This is a genomic window from Hydrogenophaga sp. T66 (assembly GCF_057219855.1).
The window spans coordinates 1,883,588-1,906,471 of the sequence record NZ_JBXVVX010000001.1 but is presented as its reverse complement, the minus strand read 5'-3'; the positions used below and the strand labels follow the sequence as shown (position 1 = coordinate 1,906,471).

Annotated in this window: 20 protein-coding genes; 4 read left to right on the top strand and 16 right to left on the bottom strand. The window is 71.2% G+C overall.

The window, feature by feature from the left end; all coding sequences use genetic code 11:
• Positions 1 to 17: 17 nt before the first annotated feature.
• The 3 genes from AC2D80_RS08755 to mutS are packed head-to-tail and all read right to left on the bottom strand — an operon-like array spanning position 18 to position 4,386.
• The gene (locus AC2D80_RS08755; protein WP_484632580.1) at positions 18 to 851 is read right to left on the bottom strand and encodes an alpha/beta fold hydrolase; all 834 of its coding nucleotides are present in this window, start codon (positions 849 to 851) and stop codon (positions 18 to 20) included.
• Between the two features lie 20 nt (positions 852 to 871).
• On the bottom strand, positions 872 to 1,699 hold the full coding sequence (locus tag AC2D80_RS08750; RefSeq protein WP_484632579.1) for a proteasome-type protease: 828 nt from the start codon (positions 1,697 to 1,699) through the stop codon (positions 872 to 874).
• Between the two features lie 29 nt (positions 1,700 to 1,728).
• The gene (gene mutS / locus AC2D80_RS08745; protein ID WP_484632578.1) at positions 1,729 to 4,386 is read right to left on the bottom strand and encodes a DNA mismatch repair protein MutS; all 2,658 of its coding nucleotides are present in this window, start codon (positions 4,384 to 4,386) and stop codon (positions 1,729 to 1,731) included.
• A gap of 115 nt (positions 4,387 to 4,501) precedes the next feature.
• Here mutS and AC2D80_RS08740 point away from each other — a divergent pair, with 115 nt between their 5' ends.
• A complete protein-coding gene (locus AC2D80_RS08740; RefSeq protein WP_484632577.1) occupies positions 4,502 to 7,729 on the top strand; it encodes a PAS domain-containing protein in 3,228 nt (1,075 codons plus the stop codon).
• Here AC2D80_RS08740 and AC2D80_RS08735 read toward each other — a convergent pair whose 3' ends face one another.
• Positions 7,730 to 8,692 (bottom strand): inositol monophosphatase family protein, encoded by a 963-nt coding sequence (locus AC2D80_RS08735; protein WP_484632576.1) that lies wholly within the window; start codon positions 8,690 to 8,692, stop codon positions 7,730 to 7,732.
• Positions 8,693 to 8,797: 105 nt separating this feature from the next.
• Here AC2D80_RS08735 and AC2D80_RS08730 point away from each other — a divergent pair, with 105 nt between their 5' ends.
• Both AC2D80_RS08730 and cysE read left to right on the top strand, forming a co-directional pair.
• Positions 8,798 to 9,532 carry an RNA methyltransferase gene (locus tag AC2D80_RS08730; protein ID WP_484632575.1) on the top strand — a complete coding sequence of 245 codons (735 nt, stop codon included), beginning with the start codon at positions 8,798 to 8,800 and terminating at the stop codon, positions 9,530 to 9,532.
• A 9-nt stretch (positions 9,533 to 9,541) separates the two neighbouring features.
• Complete coding sequence (cysE, locus tag AC2D80_RS08725; protein ID WP_484632574.1) at positions 9,542 to 10,315, top strand: serine O-acetyltransferase; 774 nt, start codon at positions 9,542 to 9,544, stop codon at positions 10,313 to 10,315.
• Positions 10,316 to 10,342: 27 nt separating this feature from the next.
• Here the strand turns inward: cysE and AC2D80_RS08720 are convergent, their stop codons facing one another.
• Genes AC2D80_RS08720 through yjgA form a run of 3 tightly spaced genes read right to left on the bottom strand, consistent with a single transcriptional unit; the run spans position 10,343 to position 12,077 of the window.
• Positions 10,343 to 10,819: an FKBP-type peptidyl-prolyl cis-trans isomerase gene (locus tag AC2D80_RS08720; RefSeq protein ID WP_484632573.1), complete on the bottom strand. Its 477-nt coding sequence runs from the start codon at positions 10,817 to 10,819 to the stop codon at positions 10,343 to 10,345.
• Between the two features lie 15 nt (positions 10,820 to 10,834).
• On the bottom strand, positions 10,835 to 11,437 hold the full coding sequence (mog, locus tag AC2D80_RS08715; RefSeq protein ID WP_484632572.1) for a molybdopterin adenylyltransferase: 603 nt from the start codon (positions 11,435 to 11,437) through the stop codon (positions 10,835 to 10,837).
• On the bottom strand, positions 11,430 to 12,077 hold the full coding sequence (yjgA, locus tag AC2D80_RS08710) for a ribosome biogenesis factor YjgA (protein ID WP_484632571.1): 648 nt from the start codon (positions 12,075 to 12,077) through the stop codon (positions 11,430 to 11,432). Before yjgA ends, mog begins: the two co-directional genes overlap by 8 nt.
• A 65-nt stretch (positions 12,078 to 12,142) precedes the next feature.
• Here yjgA and pmbA point away from each other — a divergent pair, with 65 nt between their 5' ends.
• Positions 12,143 to 13,540 carry a metalloprotease PmbA gene (gene pmbA / locus AC2D80_RS08705; RefSeq protein ID WP_484632570.1) on the top strand — a complete coding sequence of 466 codons (1,398 nt, stop codon included), beginning with the start codon at positions 12,143 to 12,145 and terminating at the stop codon, positions 13,538 to 13,540.
• A 16-nt stretch (positions 13,541 to 13,556) separates the two neighbouring features.
• Here pmbA and AC2D80_RS08700 read toward each other — a convergent pair whose 3' ends face one another.
• From AC2D80_RS08700 to nirD, 9 genes are all read right to left on the bottom strand, one after another.
• A complete protein-coding gene (locus AC2D80_RS08700) occupies positions 13,557 to 14,774 on the bottom strand; it encodes an ABC transporter substrate-binding protein (RefSeq protein WP_484632569.1) in 1,218 nt (405 codons plus the stop codon).
• 126 nt (positions 14,775 to 14,900) lie between these two features.
• Positions 14,901 to 15,347 (bottom strand): GatB/YqeY domain-containing protein, encoded by a 447-nt coding sequence (locus AC2D80_RS08695; RefSeq protein WP_484632568.1) that lies wholly within the window; start codon positions 15,345 to 15,347, stop codon positions 14,901 to 14,903.
• Positions 15,348 to 15,448: 101 nt separating this feature from the next.
• On the bottom strand, positions 15,449 to 15,661 hold the full coding sequence (rpsU, locus tag AC2D80_RS08690; protein ID WP_484632567.1) for a 30S ribosomal protein S21: 213 nt from the start codon (positions 15,659 to 15,661) through the stop codon (positions 15,449 to 15,451).
• 164 nt (positions 15,662 to 15,825) lie between these two features.
• A complete protein-coding gene (locus tag AC2D80_RS08685) occupies positions 15,826 to 17,031 on the bottom strand; it encodes a BaiN/RdsA family NAD(P)/FAD-dependent oxidoreductase (protein ID WP_484632566.1) in 1,206 nt (401 codons plus the stop codon).
• Between the two features lie 36 nt (positions 17,032 to 17,067).
• Positions 17,068 to 17,739: a methyl-accepting chemotaxis protein gene (locus AC2D80_RS08680; RefSeq protein WP_484632565.1), complete on the bottom strand. Its 672-nt coding sequence runs from the start codon at positions 17,737 to 17,739 to the stop codon at positions 17,068 to 17,070.
• Between the two features lie 45 nt (positions 17,740 to 17,784).
• Positions 17,785 to 18,645 (bottom strand): uroporphyrinogen-III C-methyltransferase, encoded by an 861-nt coding sequence (gene cobA, locus AC2D80_RS08675; RefSeq protein ID WP_484632564.1) that lies wholly within the window; start codon positions 18,643 to 18,645, stop codon positions 17,785 to 17,787.
• Positions 18,623 to 19,552 (bottom strand): DNA-binding protein YbiB, encoded by a 930-nt coding sequence (gene ybiB / locus AC2D80_RS08670; RefSeq protein WP_484632563.1) that lies wholly within the window; start codon positions 19,550 to 19,552, stop codon positions 18,623 to 18,625. The genes cobA and ybiB overlap by 23 nt, the downstream gene beginning before the upstream one ends.
• A gap of 75 nt (positions 19,553 to 19,627) precedes the next feature.
• Entirely contained in the window at positions 19,628 to 22,471 is a 2,844-nt protein-coding gene (locus AC2D80_RS08665; RefSeq protein ID WP_484632562.1) for a nitrate reductase, read from the bottom strand.
• Between the two features lie 16 nt (positions 22,472 to 22,487).
• Complete coding sequence (gene nirD, locus AC2D80_RS08660; protein ID WP_484632561.1) at positions 22,488 to 22,874, bottom strand: nitrite reductase small subunit NirD; 387 nt, start codon at positions 22,872 to 22,874, stop codon at positions 22,488 to 22,490.
• Positions 22,875 to 22,884: the final 10 nt, after the last annotated feature.

The following is a 22,884-nucleotide window of genomic DNA, read 5'->3' as shown; positions in this document are numbered from 1 at the left end:
CAGGTGGGGAATCGCCCTCAGGCGGCGAGGGCGCGCAGCAGCCCGTCGAGGGCGCCGGCCGTTTCGTGGGGGCGTTCCATCGGGAACAGGTGGCTGCCCTCGATCATGACCAGGCGCTCGGGGTGCTCGCGTCCGACCAGCCGGTGGGTCATCGCCATGCCGACCTGCCGCATTTCCTGCGACTGGGTGCCGCCGATGAAGCCCACCGGACAGCGCAGCGGATGGCGTCGCAGCAGGCGGTCGAGGTTGTGGGGCAGGGTGTTGTAGATGGCGGTTTCCACGTCGCGCGAAAAGGTGAGCAGCCGCTGGCGGCCCTGCGGGGTTTCGGCGTCGTGGGTGCCGTGGGCGATGTAGTCGGCCAGGCACTGCGGGTCCCAGCGCGCGAAGGCGCGTTTATGCTGGAAATGGGCCAGCGCCTCGTCCGCACTGGCCCAGCGGTCGCGCCGCCGGCGGCTGACCCGGCCGGGCGACACCGAGCCCACCAGCTGCGTGCGCTTGATCAGCTCCAGCGTGCGCGCGCGCCAGCCGCCCAGCACCGGCGAGTCGATCAACACCACGCCGCGCACGCCGTGGCCGCCCAGCCCGGGGTGGCGCGCTGCACACATCAGGCTCAGAAACCCGCCCAGCGAATGGCCCACCAGCCAGGCCGGTTCGCCCGCCTCGGCGATCAGCGGCGCGGCGAAATCGGCCAGCTGCTGCACGAGGTGGGGCCAGTTGCTGGTGACGGGGTATCGCGGGTCGTGGCCGAACCGCTCGACCGCCCGCACGGTGTGGCCGCGCGCACGCAGCGAGCGGAACATCGCCTGGTAGGTCCCGGCGGGAAAGCTGTTGGCGTGGGAAAAAACGATCACGGGTCGGACGGGGGCGCGGCTCAGATGAGCTTCTCGCGCGCGTTGGTGATCTTTTTCAGCGGCTGGCTTCGGCTGGCCACGCCGAGCAGCGGGACATCGGTCGGGCTGCCGTCCCAGGTGGGGTGTTCGATGCTGTCGAACACCTCGCGCAGCTTCTGGCCCCAGGTGTTGCGCACCATGCGGAAGTAGGGGTTGTTGTCGTCGATGCAGGTGATGCGGTCGCAGCGCAGGGCGCCGGCTTCGTACACCGCGAGGTCCAGCGGGAGACCGACCGAGAGGTTGGACTTGAGCGTGGAATCCATGGACACCAGCGCGCACTTGGCCGCTTCGTCCAGCGGCGTGTCGGGCGTGATCACACGGTCGAGCACCGGCTTGCCGTACTTGGACTCCCCGATCTGGAAGAACGGCGTCTCGGATGTGGCCTCGATGAAGTTGCCGGCCGAATAGACCTGAAACAGGCGCATGCCCTCGCCACCAATCTGGCCGCCGAAGATCATGGAGACGTTGAAGTCGACCCCGGCGCGCTTGAGCGATTCGCCGTCGCGCTCGTACACGTGGCGCACCGCGGCCCCGAGCACGCGCGCGGCGTCGAACATGCTGCGTGCGTTCCAGATGGTGATCGGCTCGCCGCCCTCGTGGTCGTCGAGTTGCTCGACCTGCAGGATTTCCCGCACCGACTGGGAGATGCTCAGGTTGCCGGCCGACAGCAGGCACATGAAGCGCTCGCCCGGCTTCTCGTAGACGATCATCTTGCGGAAGGTGCTGATCTGGTCGAGCCCGGCGTTGGTGCGCGAGTCGGAAAGGAACACCATTCCGGCGTTGAGTTTGACGGCGACGCAGTAGGTCATGGTGGTGTGGGGTGTGAGGGGGTGGGAGATCAGCCGGCCGCCAGCTTTTTGAGCTGGTACAGCCGGTCGAGCGCGTCGCGCGGGGTGAGGGTGTCGGGGTCGATGGCGGCCAGCGCCTGCTCCAGCGCGCTGGGCTCCGCGGCGGGCGCGGGCGGCGGCGGGGCGAACAGGTCGACCTGCGTGTGCTGCGCCTGGCTCTGGGCTTCCAGCGCCGCCAGCGTGTGGCGCGCCTGCTGCACCACACCGGACGGCACGCCCGCCAGCCGCGCCACCTGCAGGCCGTAGCTGCGGCTGGCCGGTCCGGGCTCCAGCCGGTGCAGGAACACGATGCCGGCTTTGCCGCCTTCGGCCGCGCTCACGTGCATGTTGACCGCGCCGTGGTGGTCCGCCGGGAAGGCGGTGAGTTCGAAATAGTGGGTGGCGAACAGGCAGAAGCAGCGCGACTTGTCGTGCAGGTGCGCGGCGATGCCGGCGGCCAGCGCCAGACCGTCGAAGGTGGAGGTGCCGCGGCCGATTTCGTCCATGAGCACGAGGCTGGCCGGCGTCGCCGCGTGCAGGATCTGCGCCGCTTCGGTCATCTCGACCATGAAGGTCGACTGGGCGTTGGCCAGGTCGTCGGCCGCGCCGATGCGGGTGTGGATGGCGTCGATCGGCCCCAGGCGGCAGGCTTGCGCCGGCACGCAGCTGCCGATGCTGGCCAGCAGCACGATGATCGCCACCTGCCGCATGTAGGTGCTCTTGCCGCCCATGTTGGGCCCGGTGATCACCTGCATGCGGGCCTTGGGGCCGAGCACGGTGTCGTTGGCGATGAAGGCCCCGCTGCTGGTTTCGTTCAGCCGCGCCTCGACCACCGGGTGGCGGCCGCCGCGGATGTCGATGCAGGGCTCGGGCACGAAGTGGGGAGCGGTCCAGCCCAGCGTCAGGGCACGTTCGGTGAGCGCGCCCAGCGCGTCCAGCGCGGCCATCGCGCGGGCGAGGGCGGTCAGCGCCGGCACATGGGCCTGCAGTCTGTCGAGGAGCTGCTCGTACAGCCACTTCTCGCGCGCCAGCGCGCGCTCCTGCGCGGACAGGGCCTTGTCCTCGAAGGCCTTGAGTTCGGGTGTGATGAAGCGCTCGGCGTTCTTCAGGGTTTGCCGGCGGCGGTAGTCCTCTGGCACCCGGTCCAGCTGGCCTTGGGTGACCTCGATGTAGAAGCCGTGGACCTTGTTGAACTGCACGCGCAGGTTGCCGATGCCGGTGCGGGCCCGCTCGCGGGTTTCCAGGTCGAGCAGGAAATCGTCGCAATGGGTCTGGATGGCGCGCAGTTCGTCGAGTTCGGTGTCGAAGCCGTGGTTGATGACACCGCCGTCGCGCACCAGCGCCGCGGGCTCGGGCAGCAGCGCGCGCGCGAGCATGTCGGCCAGCGCCGGCGGCGGCACGAGCGCCGCACTCAGCGCGTCCAGTAACGGCGCGCGCCCGGCCAGCGGCGCGAGCCGTGCGGCCAGGGCTTCGGCGCGGTGCAGCGTCTGCCCGAGTCCGACCAGCTCGCGCGGCTTGACCTGGCGCAGCGCGAGCCGCGCGGTGATGCGTTCGACGTCGCTGGCGCCCTTGAGCGATTCGCGCACGCCGGCCCACGCCCCGTCGCGCAGGACGGCGATGGCCTCCAGCCGGGCGCGCGCTTCGCTGCGGTCGCGCCGCGGCTCCAGCAGCCACTGGCGCAGCGTGCGGCTGCCCATGCCGGTGCAGCAGGTGTCGAGCAGGCTGAACAAGGTCGGGCTGGCCTCGCCGCGCAGGGTCTGCACCAGTTCGAGGTTGCGGCGCGTGTTCAGCGGCAGGTCGATGCGGTCATCGCGGCGCGCCACGCTCAGGCTGCGCACATGGGTCAGCGCCCGGCCCTGGGTGTGTTCGGCGTGGGCCAGCAGGGCCGCGGCGGCGGCGTGCGCATCGGTCAGCGCGTGGGCGTCCCAGGCCGCGAGGCTGGCGGCCTGCAGCTGCTCCAGCAGCTTGCGCTCGCCCAGCGCGGCGTCGAAGGTCCAGGCCGGCCGCACCACGGCCACCAGCCGCCCGCCGCCGGCCAGCGGCTGGCCCGCCAGCTGCTGCACGGTGCGCTCGAAGGCCGGGGACACCTCGGCGCTGTAGAGCAGCTCGCCGGGGCCGATGCGGGCCACCCAGTCGGCCAGTTCGTCGGTCGCGCACTGGGCGAGGTGCACGATGCCCTGCGTGACCGAGAGCCAGGCCAGGCCGCAGCCGGTGCGTGCACCGGCGTGCACCGCCATCAGCACGGCTTCGGATTTTTCGGGCAGCAGTTCCGCGTCGGTCAGCGTGCCGGGTGTCACCACCCGCACCACCTGCCGCTCGACCGGTCCCTTGGCCGTCGCCACGTCACCGACCTGCTCGCAGATGGCCACCGATTCACCCAGCCGGATCAGGCGGGCGAGGTAGGTGTCGACCGAGTGGAACGGCACGCCAGCCATCACCACCGGCTGACCGGCGGATTGCCCCCGCTGGGTGAGCGTGATGTCGAGCAGCCGCGCGGCTTTTTCCGCGTCCGCCCAGAACAGCTCGTAGAAATCGCCCATGCGGTAGAACACCAGCGTGTCCGGGTACCCGGCCTTGATGGCCAGGTACTGCTGCATCATGGGGGTGTGCCGGTCGAGGGCCGCGGGCTCGGGTGCTCGCTCGGTCGAGGTGGGGTGGGGCGGGGTCATGGTAAGGCCGCGCCGGGCGGGGCGCCGGTGAGCCGCGAAGTGTAGGGGATGCGTGGGGGCAGGGCGGGTGGCGCTTGCGGCACAATGCCACGAAACCCTACTGGGTATGACGCCCTTGCCGCTTCCTTCCCGCACCGACGTTGCCCACGACGCCGTGTTCCACGGCGCTCCCCTGCCCATGGCCGTCACGCGCCTGTCGGACGGGTGCCTGCTGGACGTGAACGAGGCCTGGCTGCGCCTCACCCACCGGCGGCGCGACGAGGTGATTGGCCGCACGACGCTGGAGCTTGGCCACTGGTCCGACGAGGCCGCACGGCAGGCGTTTCTGGCGCGCGTGCCCCGCAGCGACGACCGCCAGCGGCTCACGGTGCGCCCGGGCGAGCCACGCTGGGTGCGCATGCACACCTCGCTGGTGGGTGAGGACCGGCTGCTGACCGTCATCACCGACTCCACGGCCGAGCACGAAACCGGCGACGCGCTGCAGCGCGCCAACGTGGCGCTGGAGCAGCGGGTCGAACTGCATGGCGCCATCGAAGAACTGGCCCAGGTCGGGCATTGGACGAACGCGCCCAGCGATCAGGCGGTGATCTGGTCGCCGGGCCTGTACGCAATCACGGGTCTCGAGGCGGGTCCGCAGATTCTTCGCAAGGACGGCCGGTCGGGCATCCATCCGGACGACCTGCCCGCGTGGCTGGCCGCGCGCGAGGCCTGCGACGGCCGCGTGGTGGAGTTTCGCTGGCAGCGGCCGGACGGCAGCCTCCGCTGGATGCGCACCCGCATCAGCCGCACGCTGGTGGCCGGCAATCCGCAAACGGATTTCGGCATCGTGCAGGACATCACGGCCGAGCGCGAAGCGCGCGAAGCGCTGTCGCGTCAGCTGGAGTTGTTCCAGGCGCTCGCCGCGCGCATGCCGGGCCTGATCTACGTGGCGGTGCTCACGCCCCAGGGCCGCAGCGAGATCCGGTACGTCAACGACAAGGTCGAGGAGATGCTGGAGCTCACGGCCGAGGAACTGCGCGCGGACGCCCGGCTGCTGTTTGAGCGGGTTCACCCGGACGACCGGCCGGCGGTGCGCGAATCGCTGGCGATCTCCGCCCGGGACCTCACGGTGTGGCGGCAGATCTACCGGGCCGTGCTCCCTGCCAAGGGCGTGCGCTGGTACCAGGTGGAGGGCGCGCCGCAGCGCGAGCCCGACGGATCGGTCGTGTGGCACGGGTTCACCGCCGACGTGACCGAGCGCCTGCGCGCCGAGCAGCGCCTGCAGCGGCAGCACCGGCTGCTGGAGGCGGTGCGGCGCGCCCAGGCCGTGTTCATCGAGGCCGACGACAAGCGCCGTGCCTTTGGCGATCTGCTCGCGGCCTTCGTCGACCTCACCGGCAGCGAAAACGGCTTCATCGGGGAGGTGCTGTACGACGAGGAGGGCCAGCCGTACCTGCGCACCCACGCCATGAGCGACGTGGCCTGGGACGCCACATCGCGCTCGCTGTTTGACCAGCACCGCGAGGCCGCGCTGGACTTCCGCAACCTCGACACGCTGTTCGGCCACGCGTTGCGCAGCGGCGAGGTCGTGTTCAGCGCCGGGCCCGATGCCGACACCCGCGCGGGCGGCACACCCGACGGCCACCCGATCCTGCGCCGCTTTTTGGGCATCCCGATCGGCGGCAGCGACCGGCTGGTTGCCATGGTCGGTCTGGCCAACGCGGCCGAGCCGTACAGCCCGGCGGACGTGGAGTTCCTGCAGCCGTTGCTGGGCGCGGTCCGGCAAATGGTGCTGGCGTGGCGTGGTCACGCCGAACGGCGGCGCACCCGGGAAGCGCTGCAGGCGACCACCACGCTGCTGGAAAACAAGACCCGCGCCCTGCAAGCCACGCTCGACAGCATGAGCCAGGGCCTGCTGCAGGTGGATGCGCTGGGGCGCGTGGCCGGCTACAACCAGCGCCTGCTGGAGTTGCTCGCGCTGCCCGCCGGCTTGATGGCCAGCCGCCCCACCTACGAGGCGGTGTTGCGCTTCCAGCTCGAACGCGCCGATTTCGGGCCCGACGCCGTGTGGGTGCAGCCCGAAGCGAGGCCGTACACCCAGCTGGACCAGACCGGCGCGCCCGACCATTACTGGCGCCGCACGCGCGACGGTCGCACGCTGGAAGTCCACACCTTTCACCTCGACGGCGGTGGGTTCGTGCGCACCTTCTCCGACGTCACGTCCTACATCCAGACCCAGGAAGCCCTGCGCGCCGAACGCCAGCGTCTGGCCTGGATTCTGGAAGCCACCCGCCCCGGTGTGTGGGAGACCAACCTCACCGAGCGCACGCTCACGGTGGACGAGCGCTGGGCGGAAATCGTGGGCTACACGCTGGATGAATTGCGTCCCGTGGGCCGCCACACCTGGGAGAGGCTGGTCCACCCCGACGACCTGCGCCGCGCCACCGCGATCCGCGACCGCCATGTCGCCGGCGAACTGCCTTATTACGAGTGCGACGTGCGCATGCGCCACAAGGCCGGCCATTGGGTGTGGGTCAACTCCCGCGGCCGGGTTCACCAGCGCGACGATGAGGACCGCGCGGTCTACATGTCCGGCACGCACCTGGACATCAGCGACCGCGTCGCCGCGCAGGAGCAGATCCGCGCGCTCAACGCCAGCCTGGAGCAGCGGGTGCGCGAGCGCACGGCCGAGCTGGAGCGCTCCATGCGCGACATGGAGGCGATCTCCTACTCCATCGCCCACGACCTGCGCGCGCCACTGCGGTCGGTCAATGGCTTCGCGGCGATCGTCCAGGAGGAAGAAGCGGAGCGCCTGAGTCCGGTGGGCCAGGACATGTTTGGCCGCATTGAGCGCGCCTCGCGCCACATGGGGCAGATGCTCACCGACATGCTGGAACTGCTGCGCGTGGTGCGCGTGGCGCTGGAGCCTGTGCCGGTGGACATGGACGCGGTGACCCGCGCCGCGCTGGAACCGCTGGGGGCGCTGACCGCACAGGCCCAGGTCGAGTTGCATCCGCTGCCGCCGGCGCTGGGTGACGCGGCGCTGCTGCGTCAGGTGATGGGCAACCTGCTCGACAACGCGCTCAAGTACGCCCGTCCCGACGCCGCGCCGCGCGTGTGGGTGGGCTTCGACGAGGCGGCCGACGCGTACTACGTGCGCGACGACGGCGTGGGCTTCGACATGGCCCACGCCGGCAAGCTGTTCGGCCTGTTCCAGCGCCTGCACGCCGGCAGCACCGTGCCGGGCATGGGCGTGGGGCTGGCGATCGTGGCGCGCATCATCGAGCGCCACAGCGGCCGCATCTGGGCCGTATCGGCGCCCCAGGCAGGCGCCACCTTCTGGTTTCGCCTGCCGCGGCCCTGATCAGAACGGCGCGTCGCCGTCCGGGCGCGCGTGGGCGCCCGTGGGATCGGTGGCGGGCGGCGGGCTGCCCTCGGAACCCTCATCGCCGTCGGCCGCCGCTTCGCGGCGGGCGTTCGCGCGCGCTTGCCGCACCGCGGCCTTGTCGCCGGCGCTGGCGAACTTGCTGTACTTGCCCGTCAGGCCGACCAGCTGGCCGTAGATGCGCGGGTTGGCGGCCAGGCATTCCTTCTGTTCCAGAAAGTCGGACTCGCCGGTGAAGTTGCCGATCAGCCCGCCGGCTTCCGTCACCAGCAGCGAGCCGGCGGCCACGTCCCAGGGCGACAGCCCCATTTCGAAGAAACCGTCGCTGAAACCAGCGGCCACGTAGGCCAGGTCCAGCGCGGCCGAGCCCGGTCGGCGCAGGCCGGCGCATTTGGGCATCACGTCACCGAGCATCTGCAGGTAGGTCTGGAAGGCGTCGCCCGGCCGGAACGGAAAGCCGGTGGACAGCAGGCAGTCCCGCAACACGGTGCGCTTGGCCACGCGGATGCGGCGGTCGTTGAGGTAGGCGCCGCGACCGCGCGTGGCGCAGAACAGGTCGTTGCGGGTCGGGTCGTAAATGACGGCCTGTTCGATCCGGTCCTTGACCATGAGCGCGATGCTCACGCAGTACACCGGGAAGCCGTGGATGAAATTGGTGGTGCCGTCCAGCGGATCGATGATCCAGACGTGGTCCTTGTCGCGGCCTTTGCCGTCCTGCCGGCCGGATTCCTCGGCCCAGATGCCGTGGTCGGGGTAGGCGGTGCGCAGCGTCTCGATGATCGCGGCCTCGGCCGCGTGGTCGACTTCGGTCACGAAGTCGTTGGTCTGCTTGAGCGAGACGCGGACCGATTCGACATCAAGCGCGGCGCGGTTGATCACGGCACCGGCGGTGCGGGCGGCCTTGATGGCCACGTTGAGCATGGGATGGAGGGTGGACGGCATGAATTGTCGGCCCGGCATGGGGCCGGGCGGGAAGAGCGGGGGAGGGACGGCGACAGCGCCCGGCGATGCGGGCGGCGACAATGACGGCGATTTTACCCACGCGCCATGAAAACCCGCTTCGTTCTGATCGAGACCAGCCACGCCGGCAACGTGGGCGGCGCCGCCCGCGCCCTGAAAGTCATGGGCTTTGATGAACTGGTGCTGGTGGCGCCGCGCTGGCCCAACGTGCTGCGCCGCGAGGAAACCATCCAGCGCGCCAGCGGCGCCACCGATGTGCTGGCCCGCGCGCGGGTGGTGGACACGCTGGACGAGGCGCTCGACGGCATGACCCACCTGTGCGCCACCGCGATGACGCCGCGGGACTTTGGCCCGCCGACCCGCGCCCCGCGCGAGCACTTCGCGGCGCTGCTGGCGGAGGGCTCCCCGCCGGCCGGCGTGGCCTTCCTGTTTGGCAGCGAGCGGTTCGGCATGCGCAACGAGGACGTCTACCGCTGCCACGCGGCGCTGTCGATCCCCACCGCGCCGGGCTACGGGTCGCTCAACCTCGCCGCGGCGGTGCAGCTGATCGCCTACGACTGGCGGCAGGCGCTGGGGGGATTTGACGCGCCCGCTCGGCCCGAGCCATCGCCCGTGGCCGACGCGGCGGCCGTCGCCGGCCTGCTGGCCCATTGGGAGTCGGCCTTGGTGGCGGTGGACTTCCTCGACCCGGCGGCGCCGAAAAAGCTGCTGCCGCGCCTGCAGCAACTCATCAACCGAGCGCAACCCACGCCCGAAGAAGTCCACATCCTGCGCGGTGTTGCCCGGGCCATGGAGCAGACCGCCGCGCGGGCAAAACGCTAGACTGACTCCATGTTTGCCCGCCTGCGTTCCGACATCCAGTGCATTCTTGAGCGCGACCCGGCCGCGCGCAGCGCCTTTGAGGTGCTGACCTGCTACCCCGGTCTGCACGCGGTCGTGCTCCACCGCCCCGCCCACTGGTGCTGGACCCACGGTCTGCGCTGGCTGGGCCGTTTCATTTCCCACCTCAACCGCTTTTTCACCGGCATCGAAATCCACCCGGGCGCGGTGATTGGCGAGCGGGTGTTCTTCGACCATGCGATGGGCACGGTGGTCGGCGAAACCGCTGTCATCGGCGACGGCTGCACCATCTACCAGGGCGTCACACTGGGTGGCACCTCGCTCTACAAGGGCACCAAGCGCCACCCGACGCTGGGTCGGGATGTGGTGGTGAGTGCGGGCGCCAAGGTGCTGGGCGGTTTCGAGGTGGGCGACGGCGCCAAGATCGGCAGCAACGCGGTGGTGATCAAGCCGGTGCCCGCCGGCGCCACGGCGGTCGGCATCCCGGCGCGCATCATTCCCAGCAAGACCGGCGCCAGCGCCGACGTCACCGAAGACAGCCGGCCAAAATTCAGCGCCTACGGCATCACGCAGGAAGACGACCCGTTGTCGCAGGCCATGCGCGGCCTGATCGACAACGCCGCCAGCCAGGAGCAGCAAATCGCGCTTCTCTGGCAGGCGATCGAGAAACTGGCCGAGGCCCGCGAGCGCGACTGCGTGCCCCAGGAAGCCAAGAAACAGGAGTGCTTCGAGGCGGAGAAGCTGAACCAGCTCGTGGGTAAGTGAGCCCGCCCGCCCGGCGGGCGGAGGCGATCAGTGGTGGTGGCCGTGCGCGCCGTGGGCGTGGCCGTGTTGCACTTCTTCCGGCGTGGCCGCGCGCACGTCCAGCACCTTCAGCGCGAAGGTCAGGGACTGCCCCGCCAGCGGGTGGTTGCCGTCGAGCATGACGGTGTCGCCTTTGATCTTGGTGACGGTGAACACCTGCTGCCGGCCCTGGTCGTCGGTGCCTTCGAGCTGGCCACCCACCTTCACGCCGGGCGGGAAGTTCTTCTTCGGAATCGAGGTGACCAGGCTCTCGTCGCGCTCGCCGAAGGCGTCGGCTGGGGCGAGGGTGATGGTGGCGGCGTAGCCCGCCGACTGGCCTTCCAGCGCCGCCTCAATGCCGGGCAGGGTGTTGCCGTAGCCGCCGTGCAGGTAGGAGCGCGGCGTCTTGCCGTCCTCCAGCAGGGTACCGCGGGCGTCGCTGGCGCGGAAGGTGAGGGTGACGACGGTGTCTTTGGTGATATTCATGGTGGGGCCTTGGGGTCAGCGCGGCGGGCGCTGCGCGGTTTTGGGACGGAAGGCGCGGCACACCTCGTCGCGGGTTTCCAGATAGGGGCCGCCGATCAGGTCGACGCAGTACGGCACGGCCGCGAAGATGCCGTTGACGCGCGGGCTGCCGTCCGGGTTTTTCAGGCCCTCCAGGGTCTCGGCAATGGCTTTGGGCTGGCCGGGCAGGTTGATGATCAGGCTGCGGTCGCGGATCACCGCCACCTGACGCGACAGGATGGCCGTGGGCACAAACGCCAGACTGATCTGGCGCATCTGCTCACCGAAGCCGGGCATTTCCTTGTGGGCGACGGCCAGCGTGGCTTCGGGCGTCACGTCGCGCGGGGCCGGTCCGGTGCCGCCGGTGGTCAGCACCAGCGAGCAGCCGGCGTCAACCAGCTCGATGAGCGTGGCGCTGATGCGGTCCTGCTCGTCGGGGATCAGTCGCGCGTCGAAGGTGATCGGGTTGAGCAGCGCGCGGGTGAGCCAGTCCTGCAGCGCGGGCAGGCCCTTGTCTTCGTAAACGCCGCTGCTGGCGCGGTCGCTGATGGAGACGATGCCGATGCGCACCGGATCGGCGGCGGTGGGGATGTCACTCATGGGCGGGGGTGTCGGTGGGTTCGTCATCCGCGCGCGAGAGCGCGGTCTTGACGGTCTGGAAGATGTCGCGGTAGGCGCGGCCGTGGCGCTGCGCTTCGCCCGGGCGCTCGGCGCCTTCGGTGGCCTGGGCGTCTTTGCGTGCCTGGCGGATGAGCGCGCGCAAGGCTTGCGCGTCGGTCTGTGGGTCGAGCACCAGCCAGCGGGTCAGGGCGTCGTCGCTGGCGATCAGGTCGTCGCGCCAGCGCTCGGCCTGGTGCAGCCGGAGCGTTTCGGCAGCCGAGGGCTTGCGCTGCTCTTCCAGCGCGGCTTCGACCGCCGCCACGGCGTCGGGCGGCAGGCGGCGCATGAGCTTGCCGATGTATTGCATCTGGCGCCGCCGACCCTCGAAGTTCGTGATGCGCCGGGCTTCGGCGAGCGCGTCAACCAGCTTTTCCTCGAGCGTCAGGCGCGCCATCAGGTCGCTGCGCAGCGTGAGCAGCGCCTCGCCCAGCGCCTGCAGGTGGTCGCTGTGCTTCTTGAGATCGGTCTTGCTCTGGTCGACCGAGCCCTTGAGCTCGCGCTTGAGTTCCTGGTCGAGTTCGCTGCCGGCGGCGACGAATCGGCCACGGACGAAATAGCCTTTGGCGGGTTTGCGGGGCATGGGGGTAGGGGGCACTGCGCCGTCGGCAGCGCGGGGGAGGGGTGCCCCGTATGATAGCGGCCGCCATGACAAACGCCCCGTCCGACCGCCCGCTGCCCGGCTTCCAGTACAGCCGCTCCCAGTTCGAAGAACTGGTGGACCTCGCCCTCGACCACGCCCGCCGGCTCGGCGCCGCGGACGCCGCTGCCGAGGTGTCCGAGGGCGCCGGACTGAGCGTCTCGGTGCGCAAAGGTGAGCTGGAGAACGTGGAGCGCAACCGCGACAAGTCGCTGGGCGTGACGGTGTACCTCGGCCAGCGCCGCGGCAACGCGTCAACTTCCGATTTCTCGGCCGCCGCCGTGCGGCAGACGGTGCAGGCGGCGTATGACATCGCCCGCTTCACCGCCGAAGACCCCGTGGCCGGCCTGCCCGACCCGCAGGACGTGAGTGCGGAGCATCCCGATCTGGACCTGTTCCACCCGTGGGCCATCGATTCCGCGCAAGCCGCCGAACTGGCGCTGGCCTGCGAAGCCGCGGCCCGGTCCACCAGCCGGCAGATCACCAACAGCGAGGGGGCGAGCGTGTCGGCCCAGCAGTCGCATTTCTTCGCCGCCCACCTGCGCGGCGGCGAACGTGGCCGACCGGGCGTGTTCAGCGGTGGTTACGCCAGTTCCCGCCACAGCCTGTCGGTCGCGCCGATCGCCGGCAAGGGCGCGCGCATGCAGCGCGACTACTGGTACAGCAGCCAGCGCGCCCCGCAGGATCTCGCCTCGCCCGACGCGGTGGGCCGCTACGCCGCGCAGCGGGCGCTGGCCCGCCTGGGCGCGCGCAAGATTCCGACCACCGAATGCCCGGTGCTGTTCGAGTCGCCCATGGCCGCCGGGCTGCTGGGCGCCTACGTGCAGGCCACCAGTGGCGGCGCGCTGTACCGCAAGACAACCTTCCTCGCCGACAGCCTGGGCCAGCGCGCGCTCGCCGATCACCTCGACATCGACGAAGACCCGCACGAGCGCGGCGGCAAGGCCAGCGCGCCGTTTGACGACGAAGGTGTGCGCACGCGCGCGCGCCGCGTGGTCGAGGGTGGCGTGGTGCAGGGCTATTTCCTCTCCACCTACTCCGCCCGCAAGCTGGGCATGCGCACCACCGGCAACGCCGGCGGCTCGCACAACCTGCGCCTGACCAGCCGGCGCACCCAGCCCGGCGACGACCTCGACGCGATGATCCGCCGCCTCGGCCGCGGTCTGCTGGTCACCGAGTTGATGGGCCAGGGCGTGAACTACGTGACCGGCGACTACTCGCGCGGCGCGGCCGGCTACTGGGTGGAAAACGGGCAGATTGCCTACCCGGTGCAGGAAATCACCATCGCCGGCAACCTGCGTGACATGCTGCTCGGCATCGAAGCGGTGGGCGCCGACGCCTACACGTTTGGTGGCAAGACGGTGGGCTCCGTGCTGGTCAACCGCCTGAAGGTGGCGGGCAGCTGAGCCGCCCGCCGGCCATTCACTGCTTGCGCTGCACGAACAGGTTGCGGCGCGCGTCTTCCGGGTAGGCAAACGTCACCGCGCCGTTGCGCACCCGGCCCATCACCAACTGGTTGCTCGTGACCGCGTCCTTGTCGTTCAGCGTGAACGGCTTCTCGTAGGTCGCGACCACGCCGTAGTAGGTGCGCGGGATGTTTTCCAGCGCGGCCTTCACCGCCGGCCCGCTGAACTTGCCGTCGCGGATGGCGAACAGCGCGTAGGTCAGCAGGTACACCGTGTCGTAGGCCTGGGCGGCCGCCATCGGCACGGAGATCCGCTGGTTGTACTTGCGCGCGTAGGCCGCCAGGAAGGCCGCCCGCCGTTCGTTGCTGGGTTCCGCGATGAAGGTCTGCGCCATCAACGCGCCCTCGGCCGCCGCGCCCGCGCCCCGGATGAAGAAGGGGAACGACAACGGCCAGGCCCCGACCTGCGGCACGTCCCACTTCAGATCACGCCGGCCGTTGGCGATGGCCGCGTTCTCCGGGCCCACCGTGTAGCTGAACACCACGTTCGCACCCGCCTCGCGCGCCGCGGTCAGCTGTTCACGCAGGTCCTTCACGCCAAGGTCGAAGCGCGCCACGTACACCGGCTTGAGGTTGCGATCGGCCAGCGCCTGCTCCACGTCCTTCAGGCCGGCAGCGCCGTAGCCGGTGTTGTCGGCAAACACCGCCACGCGCGTCCAGCCGCGCTTGACCAGGTCGTCCACCACGAACGGCGCCTGGATCGCGTCGCGCGCCGACGTGCGGAAGATGTAGCTGTCCGGCGCCGGGAACTTTGCCGTGACTGGTGTGCCCGTGGCGCAGGGCACGATCAACGGCGATTTGGCGTTCTGGAACACGTCCAGCGCCTTCATCGCCACCCCGGTGTTGCAGAAACCGATGGTCGCGATCACGCCTTCCTGCATCAGCTCCTGCGACGCCTTCAGGCCCACGTCCGGGTTGCCCTGGTCGTCCTTGATCACCAGCGTCAGCGGACGGCCCAGATAGCCGCCGACCGCATTGATCTCGTCCACGGCGATCTGCACGCCGTGCAGCATGGGCGTGCCGAAATCCGACGACGGCCCGCTCAACGGACCGATCAGGCCGATCTTCAGCGGCGCGGGCGAGGTTTGGGCGCTGGCGGTGGCAGCCACGGTGGCCGCCAGCAGCCAGGCGGCGGCGCGGGGCCAGCGAAGGGAGCGGGTGAGCAGGCGCAACAAGGCAGTCTCCTGAGGTCGCGAAAACCGCGACTCTCGCGACGCCGACACCCGCCCGCAACCCGGTTTTCCCTAGGAAAACCGGGATACGGTCAGGGGGTATTCCGCCCGGCGCTCTCAGACCACCGTTCAGCCGGCCAGCGCGGCTTTCACCGCCGCCGACACCTGGGCCATGTCGGCCTTACCGGCCAGGCGCGCCTTGACCGCGCCCATGACCTTGCCCATGTCGCCGGGGCCGGAGGCGCCCAGCTCGGCAACGATGGCGCGGACCTCGGCGGCCACTTCCTCGGCCGACAGCCGCTGCGGCAGGTAGGCCTGCAGCACCGCCATTTCGGCGGCCTCCTTGGCGGCGAGATCGGCCCGGCCGCCTTGCTCGAACGCGGCGATGGAGTCCTTGCGCTGTTTGACCATCTTGTCGATCACGGCGATCACGGCCGTATCGTCGAGCTCAACGCGCTCGTCCACTTCCTTCTGTTTGATGGCGGCGGTCAGCAAACGGATCGTGCCCAGGCGTTCGCTGTCCTTGGCGCGCATGGCGGCTTTCATGTCGTCGGTGATGCGGGCTTTGAGGGTCATGGTGGTGTGCCGGTGGGGAGGGGGGATCGGGGCATGAAAAAACCCGCTGGAGCGTCCTCGAGCGGGTTCTTTCGGGTCGGCCGCGCGAGCGGCCGCGAGGCTCAGTACAGCTTCTTGGGCAGCTGCATGCTGCGCACGCGCTTGTAGTGGCGCTTGACGGCGGCGGCCTTCTTGCGCTTGCGCTCGGCGGTGGGCTTCTCGTAGAACTCGCGGGCGCGCAGTTCGGTCAGCAGGCCGAGCTTTTCGATGGTGCGCTTGAAGCGGCGCAGGGCAACGTCGAAGGGCTCGTTGTCCTTAACACGGATGGTGGTCATTGGCGAAAGATTTCCCAGAGTGCGCGGTGAGCGGATGGTCGGGAAGATCGGGCCCGGCCTTCATCGCCGCAAATGTGTCCCGTCATTAACTAGTATTGGCCGACGGGAATTTGCCAGCAAAGCCTGCAATTATAGCCATCCCGGGCGGTTGCGCCACCCCGCCGTCACAGGGCCTGCGCGGCGGCGTGGGCCGAGGCCCAGGCCCACTGGAAGTTGTAGCCGCCCAGCCAGCCGGTGATGTCCACCACCTCGCCGATGAAAAACAGCCCCGGCTGGCGCGATTCCATCGTCTGCTGGGACAGTTCGCGCGTGTCGATGCCGCCGCGGGTGACCTCGGCCTTGCGGTAACCCTCGGTGCCGGTGGGCACCAGCGACCAGCGCGCCAGGCTGTCCGCCAGCCGGGCCAGCGCCTTGTCGGGTGTTTCCATGACGGGCCGCTGCCAGTCGGCCTCGGCGGCCGTCCAGACGTCGGCGAGGCGGGCGGGCAGCCAGGCGGCGAGCTCGTTGGGCAGGCGCTTGCGCGAGCGCAGTTTGGCCTCGCGCAGGGCCGCGCCCAGCTCATGTTCCGGGCAGAGATTCAGTCGGATCGCCTCGCCGGGGTTCCAGTAGCTGGAGATCTGCAGCACCGCGGGGCCCGAGAGCCCCCGGTGGGTGAACAGCAGGTCTTCGTGGAAGGCCATGCGCTGCTTTTTCTCGCCGGTCTCGATCGCCACCGGCAGCGCCAGACCGGCCAGCGCCGCGTACGGCGCCCAGCCGCCCGCATCGAAGCTCAGGGGCACCAGGGCCGGGCGCGGCTCGATGGTGCGCAGGCCAAACTGGTGCGCGAGTTTCCAGCCGAAGTCGGTGGCGCCGATCTGGGGAATGGACAGGCCGCCGGTGGCGACCACCACGCGCGGGGTCCGCACCTCGCCGCGGTCGGTGTCCAGCGCGTAGCCGCCGTCGCCCGCCGTGCGCACGGCGCGCACCGCGCAGGGCTGCCAGCGCGTCACGCCGCCGGCGTCGCACTCGGCCAGCAGCACCCGGATCAGGTCATCGGCCGACCGGTCGCAGAAGAGCTGGCCCTTGTGCTTTTCGTGAAACGGCACACCGTGGCGCTGGAGCAGGGCGGTGAAGTCGGCCGGCGTGTAGCGCGACAGCGCGGAGCGGCAGAAGGCCGGGTTCTCGCCCACGAAGTGGCGGTGCGGAGCGCGCACGTCGAGGTCGCGGTTGGTGAAATTGGCGCGGCCGCCGCCGGAGATGCGGATTTTTTCCGCCACCTTGGGGCTGTGGTCGATGAGCAGCACGCGTCGGCCGCGCTGGCCGGCGATGCCGGCGCAGAACAGGCCGGCGGCGCCGGCGCCGATGATCACGGCGTCGAAGGAGTCGGACATGGCGGGCAGTGTAGCCAGCCCGGCCGCGGCGCTGGCTCAGGCGGCGTGTTTGCTGCGCTCGGCCAGTTCGGCGGCCTTGCGCGACAGGCTGTCGATTTCCCCGGTGATGTCGGTCAGCACGTTGGCCACCACCGCGAACTCGCGCCCGTGCTGGCCTGCGCGGGCCGCGACCACCTGCGCGTTGAAGCTCACGACCTTGGCTTCGCGCGAGACAGTCTGGATGTCGTTCACGATGCCGACCAGTTCTTTCATGATCGCTTCGGACTGCGCGCGCGTGACCTGATCGAAGGCGCTGGTGGCGGTGTTGAGCGCCTGCAGCACCGGGTCGGTGAGGGCGACCAGCGCGCCCAGCGCGCCATCGACGCGCGGACTCTGGGCGGCGATCAGGTCGTGCACCGCCTGCAGGCGGTCGATGAAGTCCTGCACCACGGCGGCCACGCCGCCCGCACCGTGGTAGGTCGCCTGCACCTGTCGCGCGGCGGCGGGCTCGAGGTGCGCGGCGGTGGCGAGCAGGTGCTGCTGGCTTTCGCGGAACACGGTGAGGCTGTGCACCGCCGCGGCCAGCAGGCCTTCGCGGCCCTGCGCGGCCAGCAGGGTCTGCAGGATCAGCCGCTGGGAGAGCATGCGCTGGCGGGCCGCCAGGTTCACCAGCGACAGACCGGCCAGGTGGGCCGGGGCGGTGTGGGGGGCGTGGGCGGCGGTGTTCATGCCGCCGTCAAGCAAGGGCCGGGCCAGCGAGCGGCCGGCGCGGCCTCAGGCAGCGGCGCGGGGTGGGGCGACCTTGAAACCGGCCATGCCATCGGCCCTGGGATCGGCCCCAGCAGGCGCCGCGGCGGGGCCCGTCAGCGCGGCAAGCCCTTGCAGCACATGGCCCACCACGATCACCGCGGGGCTGCCCAGGCCTTCTCGGGCCAGACAGGCTGTGAGGTCGCCGAGGGTGGACACCGCGTGGCGCTGCTGGGGCAGGGTGGCGTGCTGGATGACGGCCAGCGGCGTGTCGGCGGGCAGGCCTTGCAGCAGGCCGTCGCGGATGGCGGCGGCCCCACTCACGCCCATGTAGATGACCAGCGTGAGCCGCGCGTCGCGCGCGCTGCGGGCCAGCGCGGGCCAGTCGGTGCCGTCGTCGCCGGGTTTGGCGTGGCCGGTGACCAGCACCACGCCGTGGGCGTGGTCGCGGTGGGTGAGGGGCACGCCCAGCGAACTCAGCCCGGCCAGGCCGGCGGTGATGCCGTTGACCACCTGGGTGCGGATGCCCTGCGCCTGCAGGTGTTCCACCTCCTCGCCGCCGCGGCCGAAGATGAAGGGGTCGCCGCCCTTGAGCCGCACCACGACCTCGCCTTCGCGCGCGGCCATCACCATCAGCTTCTCGATGAAGGCCTGCGGCGTGCTCTTGCAACCGCCGCGCTTGCCGACATGCACGATGCGCGCCCCGGGCCTGGCGTGGGCCAGCACGCCGTCACCCACCAGGTCATCCACCAGCAACACCGTGGCCGAGCCGATGGCCCGCACCGCCTTGAGCGTGAGCAGCTCGGGATCGCCGGGGCCGGCGCCGACGAGGGTGACGGTGCCGGGCGCGAAATCGTCCGGGGTTTCAGGCGTGGGCTGGGGCTGCATGGGTCAGTTCTCGCAAGATGTGTTCCACCTGCGCGGCGATCGGGGCGGGCATCGGGCGTTCGCCCGAGAGCACGGCCCGGATCCAGGCGGCGGTCGCGTCCGCGTCCGGCGCGGGCAGGTCGGGCAACTGGGTCAGCGGGCCGTCCTGCGCGGCCTGGACTTCATGGCTGGCGCCGTCGCGGAAGGCCAGCATGCGTGGCGTGCGTCGTGCGTCCGCCACGGGTTCGCCTTCGGTGCCGCGCAGCAGCAGTGCGTGCGTGCCGGTGAGGGCGAAGGTGGCGGCCATGCTGGTGGCGTATTCGGGGTGGGTGTAGCTGCCCACGACGAGGGCCGGGCCCTCGCAGGGATTGAGCAGTTTCACCAGGCTGTGGCCCGGGTTGCGCAGGCCGACCACCCGGCGCACGTCCAGCAGCCGCTGCAGGCCGCCCAGCAGCGCACCGGTCGGCAGGAACACCGCCTCGCCAGGGGCCACCGCCCGCGGCGCTGCCAGCGCCGGGTGACCCAGCGCGTCGAACACGGTCTCGCTGGTGATGCGCGCGTCCTCGGTGGCGCAGCCATGCACGAGCACCGCCGCGCCCCGGCGCGCCAGCGCCAGCGCCAGCAGCGGCGTGAGGTTGGGCAACTTGCGCGCGCCGTTGTAGCTGGGCAGCACCACCACCGGCGCGGCGCCGCGCGGCACCGGCCGCAGGCGCGCGCGGGTGGCGTCGAGGAAGCCCGCCATTTCGGCGGGCGTTTCGCCCTTGATGCGCATGGCCAGGCAGAAGCCGCCGAGGGCCAGGTCGGACACCGCCCCGTCGAGCACCCGGCCCATCAGATCGGCGGCCTGCGCCCGGTCGAGCGCGCGGGCGCCGTCTTTGCCACGGCCGATCTCCTTGATGTAGCGCGCGATGGGGTCGGGAGCGGTCATGCCCGGGATTGTCCGGCACGGCTCATGACTTCGGGTCATAAGCTGATGGCCGCGCCACGCCCATGGCGGCGGCGGTCAGGCCGCGGCGGGCGCGGCCTCGCGCACCAGCCGTTGCAGCTCGGGCACGCAGCTGCCGCAGCCGGTGCCGCAGGACAGGCGGGCTTGCAGGGCCGCCAGCCGCGCGTCGTCGGGGCCATCGAGCGTGGCCAGGGTGGCGCGGATGGCGGTGTCGGTGACGCCGAAGCAGCCGCAGACCGGCCGGCCCCGCGCGGCCTGGGGCAGCGGCGCGTCGGCACCGGGCATGAGCAGGCGCTGGCCGTGGGCGGTGGTCGCGTCGCCGCTTTCCAGCAGCGGCTTGAGCCAGGCCTCGGCCCGCGTGTCGCCGGCGAGCAGGCAGGCCCGCAGGGGCCGGCCGTCGGCCGCGTCGTCGCGGGCCACCACGCGGCGGTGGCCGCGCGTGGCGTCGTCGTAGCGCAGCGCGGCCCCGCCGATGCCGAGCAGCGTCTCCAGGCGATCGAGCAGCGCGGCCGGTGGCGGCGCGTCGGCCGCGGCGCGAAACAACACGCCCGTGCGTCCGGCGCCGTGGGCTTCGGTCAGCGGTGTCGCGTCGGCGAAGGGCACGGCGCTGGCGAAGGCGAACTCGCCCATCAGGTCGCGCAGGGCGCGCCTCACCGCGAGGGCCTGGTCGTCGTCCAGCCAGGCGAGGGCGAGCAGCGTCCACGGGAGCGCAGCCTTCTCCACCCGCACCGCGGCGTGCTTGAGCTCGGGCTGTTTGGAGCGCGGGCAGTGGGCGGACGTGGTGAGTGCGTTCACGCCCGCGAGCACGCTCCCGTCCGCCGCGCGGCCGCTGAGCACCTCGCTGCCCCAATGCATGGCCATGAAGGCTTGCGTGAGGCCCACGCTGTCGCTCGGCTGCACCGGCACCACCACGCTCCCGCGCTTGCTGGTCACACGCACCAGGTCGCCCGCCGCCAAGCCGTGGCGGGCCATGTCCTGAGGGTGCAGTTCGATGCAGGGTTCGGGCACGTGACCGAACAGGCGCCCGAGCGTGCCGGTCCGCGTCATGCCGTGCCACTGGTCGCGCAGTCGCCCGGTGGTCATGGAGAACGGGAAGCGCGACTCGCGCGCTTCGGCCAGCGGCACGTAGGGCAGCGCGGCGAAGCGGGCCCGGCCGTCGTCGGTGGCGAAGTGGAAGTCGGTGTAGAGCCGTTCGCGGCCGCGGGCCGAGCCGGCCGGCCATGGCCAGCTCTGCGGCCCCTCGCGCTCCAGCTGGGCGTAGCTCAGGCCGGTGATGTCGAGATCGCGCCCGGCCGTGGTGGCGCGGTGCTCGTTCCAGACCGACTCGGGCGTGTCGTAGGGCAGCAGGTCGGGCGTGTCGGGTTGCAACCGGGCCTGCAGGCGCCGGCCGAGGTCTCGGGCGATCACCCAGTCGTGGCGCGCCTCGCCGGGCGGCGCGATCGCGGGCCGCACGCGGCTGATGCGCCGCTCGCTGTTGGTCACGGTGCCGTCCTTCTCGCCCCAGGTGGTGGCGGGCAGCAGCAGGTGGGCGTGGTCGCAGGTGGCGGCGGTGGCGAAGGCTTCCTGCACGACGACCAGCTCGGCGCGCTCGAGCGCGCGGCGCACGGTGCGCTGGTCGGGCATGGACTGGGCCGGGTTGGTGCAGGCGATCCACAGCGCCTTGACCGCCCCGTCGGCCGCGGCCTCGAACAGCTCCACCGCGGTCAGCCCCGGCGTGGCCGGCACGCTCGGCACCCCCCAGAACGCCGCCACCTCGGCGCGGTGCGCCGGGTTGGCCAGGTCGCGGTGGGCGCTGAGCAGGTTGGCCAGGCCACCCACTTCGCGGCCGCCCATGGCGTTGGGCTGGCCGGTCAGACTGAACGGTCCCGCACCGGCGCGGCCGATCTGGGCGGTGGCCAGGTGCAGGTTGATGAGGTTGGCGTTTTTCGCCGTGCCGCTGCTGCTCTGGTTGAGGCCCTGGCAGTACAGGCTCAGGGTGGTGCCCCGCTGCGCGGGCGGGTGGTCGCCGCCGAGCGCGAACCAGCGGGCGGCGGTGATGAGGTCGGCTTCGCGCAGGCCGCAGGTGGCGGCGACGCGGGCGGGGGTGGCGTCGCGCACCAGCGCCTTGAGTTCGTCAAAGCCGGTGGTGTGCTGCGCGATCCAGGCGGGGTCGGTCCAGCCTTCCCAGAGCATCAGGTGCAGCATGCCGTGGAACAGCATCACGTCGGTGCCCGGTTGCAGCGGCAGGTAGAGGTCGGCCAGGCCGGCGGTGTCGGTGCGTCGCGGGTCGGCCACGATCACCTTCATGCCGGGGCGGGCGCGCCGCGCGTCTTCGATGCGGCGGAACAGCACCGGGTGGGCGTAGGCCGCGTTGCTGCCGATGATGAACAGGCAGTCGGCGTGGTTGACGTCGTCGTAGCAGGCCGGCGGCGCGTCGGCGCCGAGGGTGAGCTTGTAGCCGGCCACCGCGCTGCTCATGCACAGGCGCGAGTTGGTGTCGATGTTGTTCGTGCCCAGCAGGCCTTTGGCCAGCTTGTTGAAGACGTAGTAGTCCTCGGTGAGCAGCTGGCCGCTGACGTAGAAGCCCAGCGCGTCGGGCCCGTCCTCGCGCGCGATGCGGGCCATCGTGTCGGCCGCGCGGTCCAGCGCAGCCTCCCAGCCGATCGGCGCAAACGGCTGGTCGCGGCGCTCGCGCCATTGCGGTGTGAGCAGCCGGGCCTGGCGCATCACCGCCGGTGCGGCGGTGAGGTGCAGGGTCTGACCCTTGGTGCACAGGCGCCCCGCGTTGGCCGGGTGCTCGGGATCGCCGCGCACGCCGGTGATGCGCCCGCCGCGGGTGTCGATCAGGACGCCGCAACCCACGCCGCAGTACGGGCAGGTGGAGCGCACGGTGCGCGGCGTGTCCTCGGTCGTGGCGGTCATGCCGGCTCAGGTCGGGTCACGCTGTCTGGGGCCGCCGGCGGGCCGGGCCGGCCAGTGGGCGGGTGAGGTCGGTGGCCAGACTGGCCAGTTCCTCGGCGTCCAGCGAGACCACGCCGTCCTCGACCTTCACCGCAAAGCGCGGCGTGCAGCCCTCGTCGGGCGCCTGCGCGCAGCCGGTGTCCAGGCCAATGGTCCAGTTGTGCAGCGGGCAGGCCACGCGTTCGCCAAAGACGATGCCCTGGCTCAGGGGACCGCCTTTGTGCGGGCAGCGGTCGAGCAGGGCGAACACCTCGTCCTGCGCGTTGCGGAACACGGCCACGTCCAGCCCGGCCGGGCGGCTCACGCAGCGCGAGCCGAGGCGGGGGATGTCGTCGACACGGCAGATGGTTTTCCAGGTGGGCATAGTGGCCTCC

Bases quoted from the DNA above. Each gene is read 5' to 3' on its own strand.
- cobA (WP_484632564.1), bottom strand. From the start codon at position 18,645: ATGCAGCCCCAGCCCACGCCTGAAACCCCGGACGATTTCGCGCCCGGC.
- ybiB (WP_484632563.1), bottom strand. From the start codon at position 19,552: ATGACCGCTCCCGACCCCATCGCGCGCTACATCAAGGAGATCGGCCGT.
- mog (WP_484632572.1), bottom strand. From the start codon at position 11,437: ATGAGTGACATCCCCACCGCCGCCGATCCGGTGCGCATCGGCATCGTC.
- yjgA (WP_484632571.1), bottom strand. From the start codon at position 12,077: ATGCCCCGCAAACCCGCCAAAGGCTATTTCGTCCGTGGCCGATTCGTC.
- nirD (WP_484632561.1), bottom strand. From the start codon at position 22,874: ATGCCCACCTGGAAAACCATCTGCCGTGTCGACGACATCCCCCGCCTC.
- AC2D80_RS08685 (WP_484632566.1), bottom strand. From the start codon at position 17,031: ATGTCCGACTCCTTCGACGCCGTGATCATCGGCGCCGGCGCCGCCGGC.
- AC2D80_RS08695 (WP_484632568.1), bottom strand. From the start codon at position 15,347: ATGACCCTCAAAGCCCGCATCACCGACGACATGAAAGCCGCCATGCGC.
- AC2D80_RS08735 (WP_484632576.1), bottom strand. From the start codon at position 8,692: ATGCCGTCCACCCTCCATCCCATGCTCAACGTGGCCATCAAGGCCGCC.
- mutS (WP_484632578.1), bottom strand. From the start codon at position 4,386: ATGACCCCGCCCCACCCCACCTCGACCGAGCGAGCACCCGAGCCCGCG.
- AC2D80_RS08680 (WP_484632565.1), bottom strand. From the start codon at position 17,739: ATGAACACCGCCGCCCACGCCCCCCACACCGCCCCGGCCCACCTGGCC.
- pmbA (WP_484632570.1), top strand. From the start codon at position 12,143: ATGACAAACGCCCCGTCCGACCGCCCGCTGCCCGGCTTCCAGTACAGC.
- AC2D80_RS08665 (WP_484632562.1), bottom strand. From the start codon at position 22,471: ATGACCGCCACGACCGAGGACACGCCGCGCACCGTGCGCTCCACCTGC.
- AC2D80_RS08750 (WP_484632579.1), bottom strand. From the start codon at position 1,699: ATGACCTACTGCGTCGCCGTCAAACTCAACGCCGGAATGGTGTTCCTT.
- cysE (WP_484632574.1), top strand. From the start codon at position 9,542: ATGTTTGCCCGCCTGCGTTCCGACATCCAGTGCATTCTTGAGCGCGAC.
- rpsU (WP_484632567.1), bottom strand. From the start codon at position 15,661: ATGACCACCATCCGTGTTAAGGACAACGAGCCCTTCGACGTTGCCCTG.
- AC2D80_RS08720 (WP_484632573.1), bottom strand. From the start codon at position 10,819: ATGAATATCACCAAAGACACCGTCGTCACCCTCACCTTCCGCGCCAGC.
- AC2D80_RS08730 (WP_484632575.1), top strand. From the start codon at position 8,798: ATGAAAACCCGCTTCGTTCTGATCGAGACCAGCCACGCCGGCAACGTG.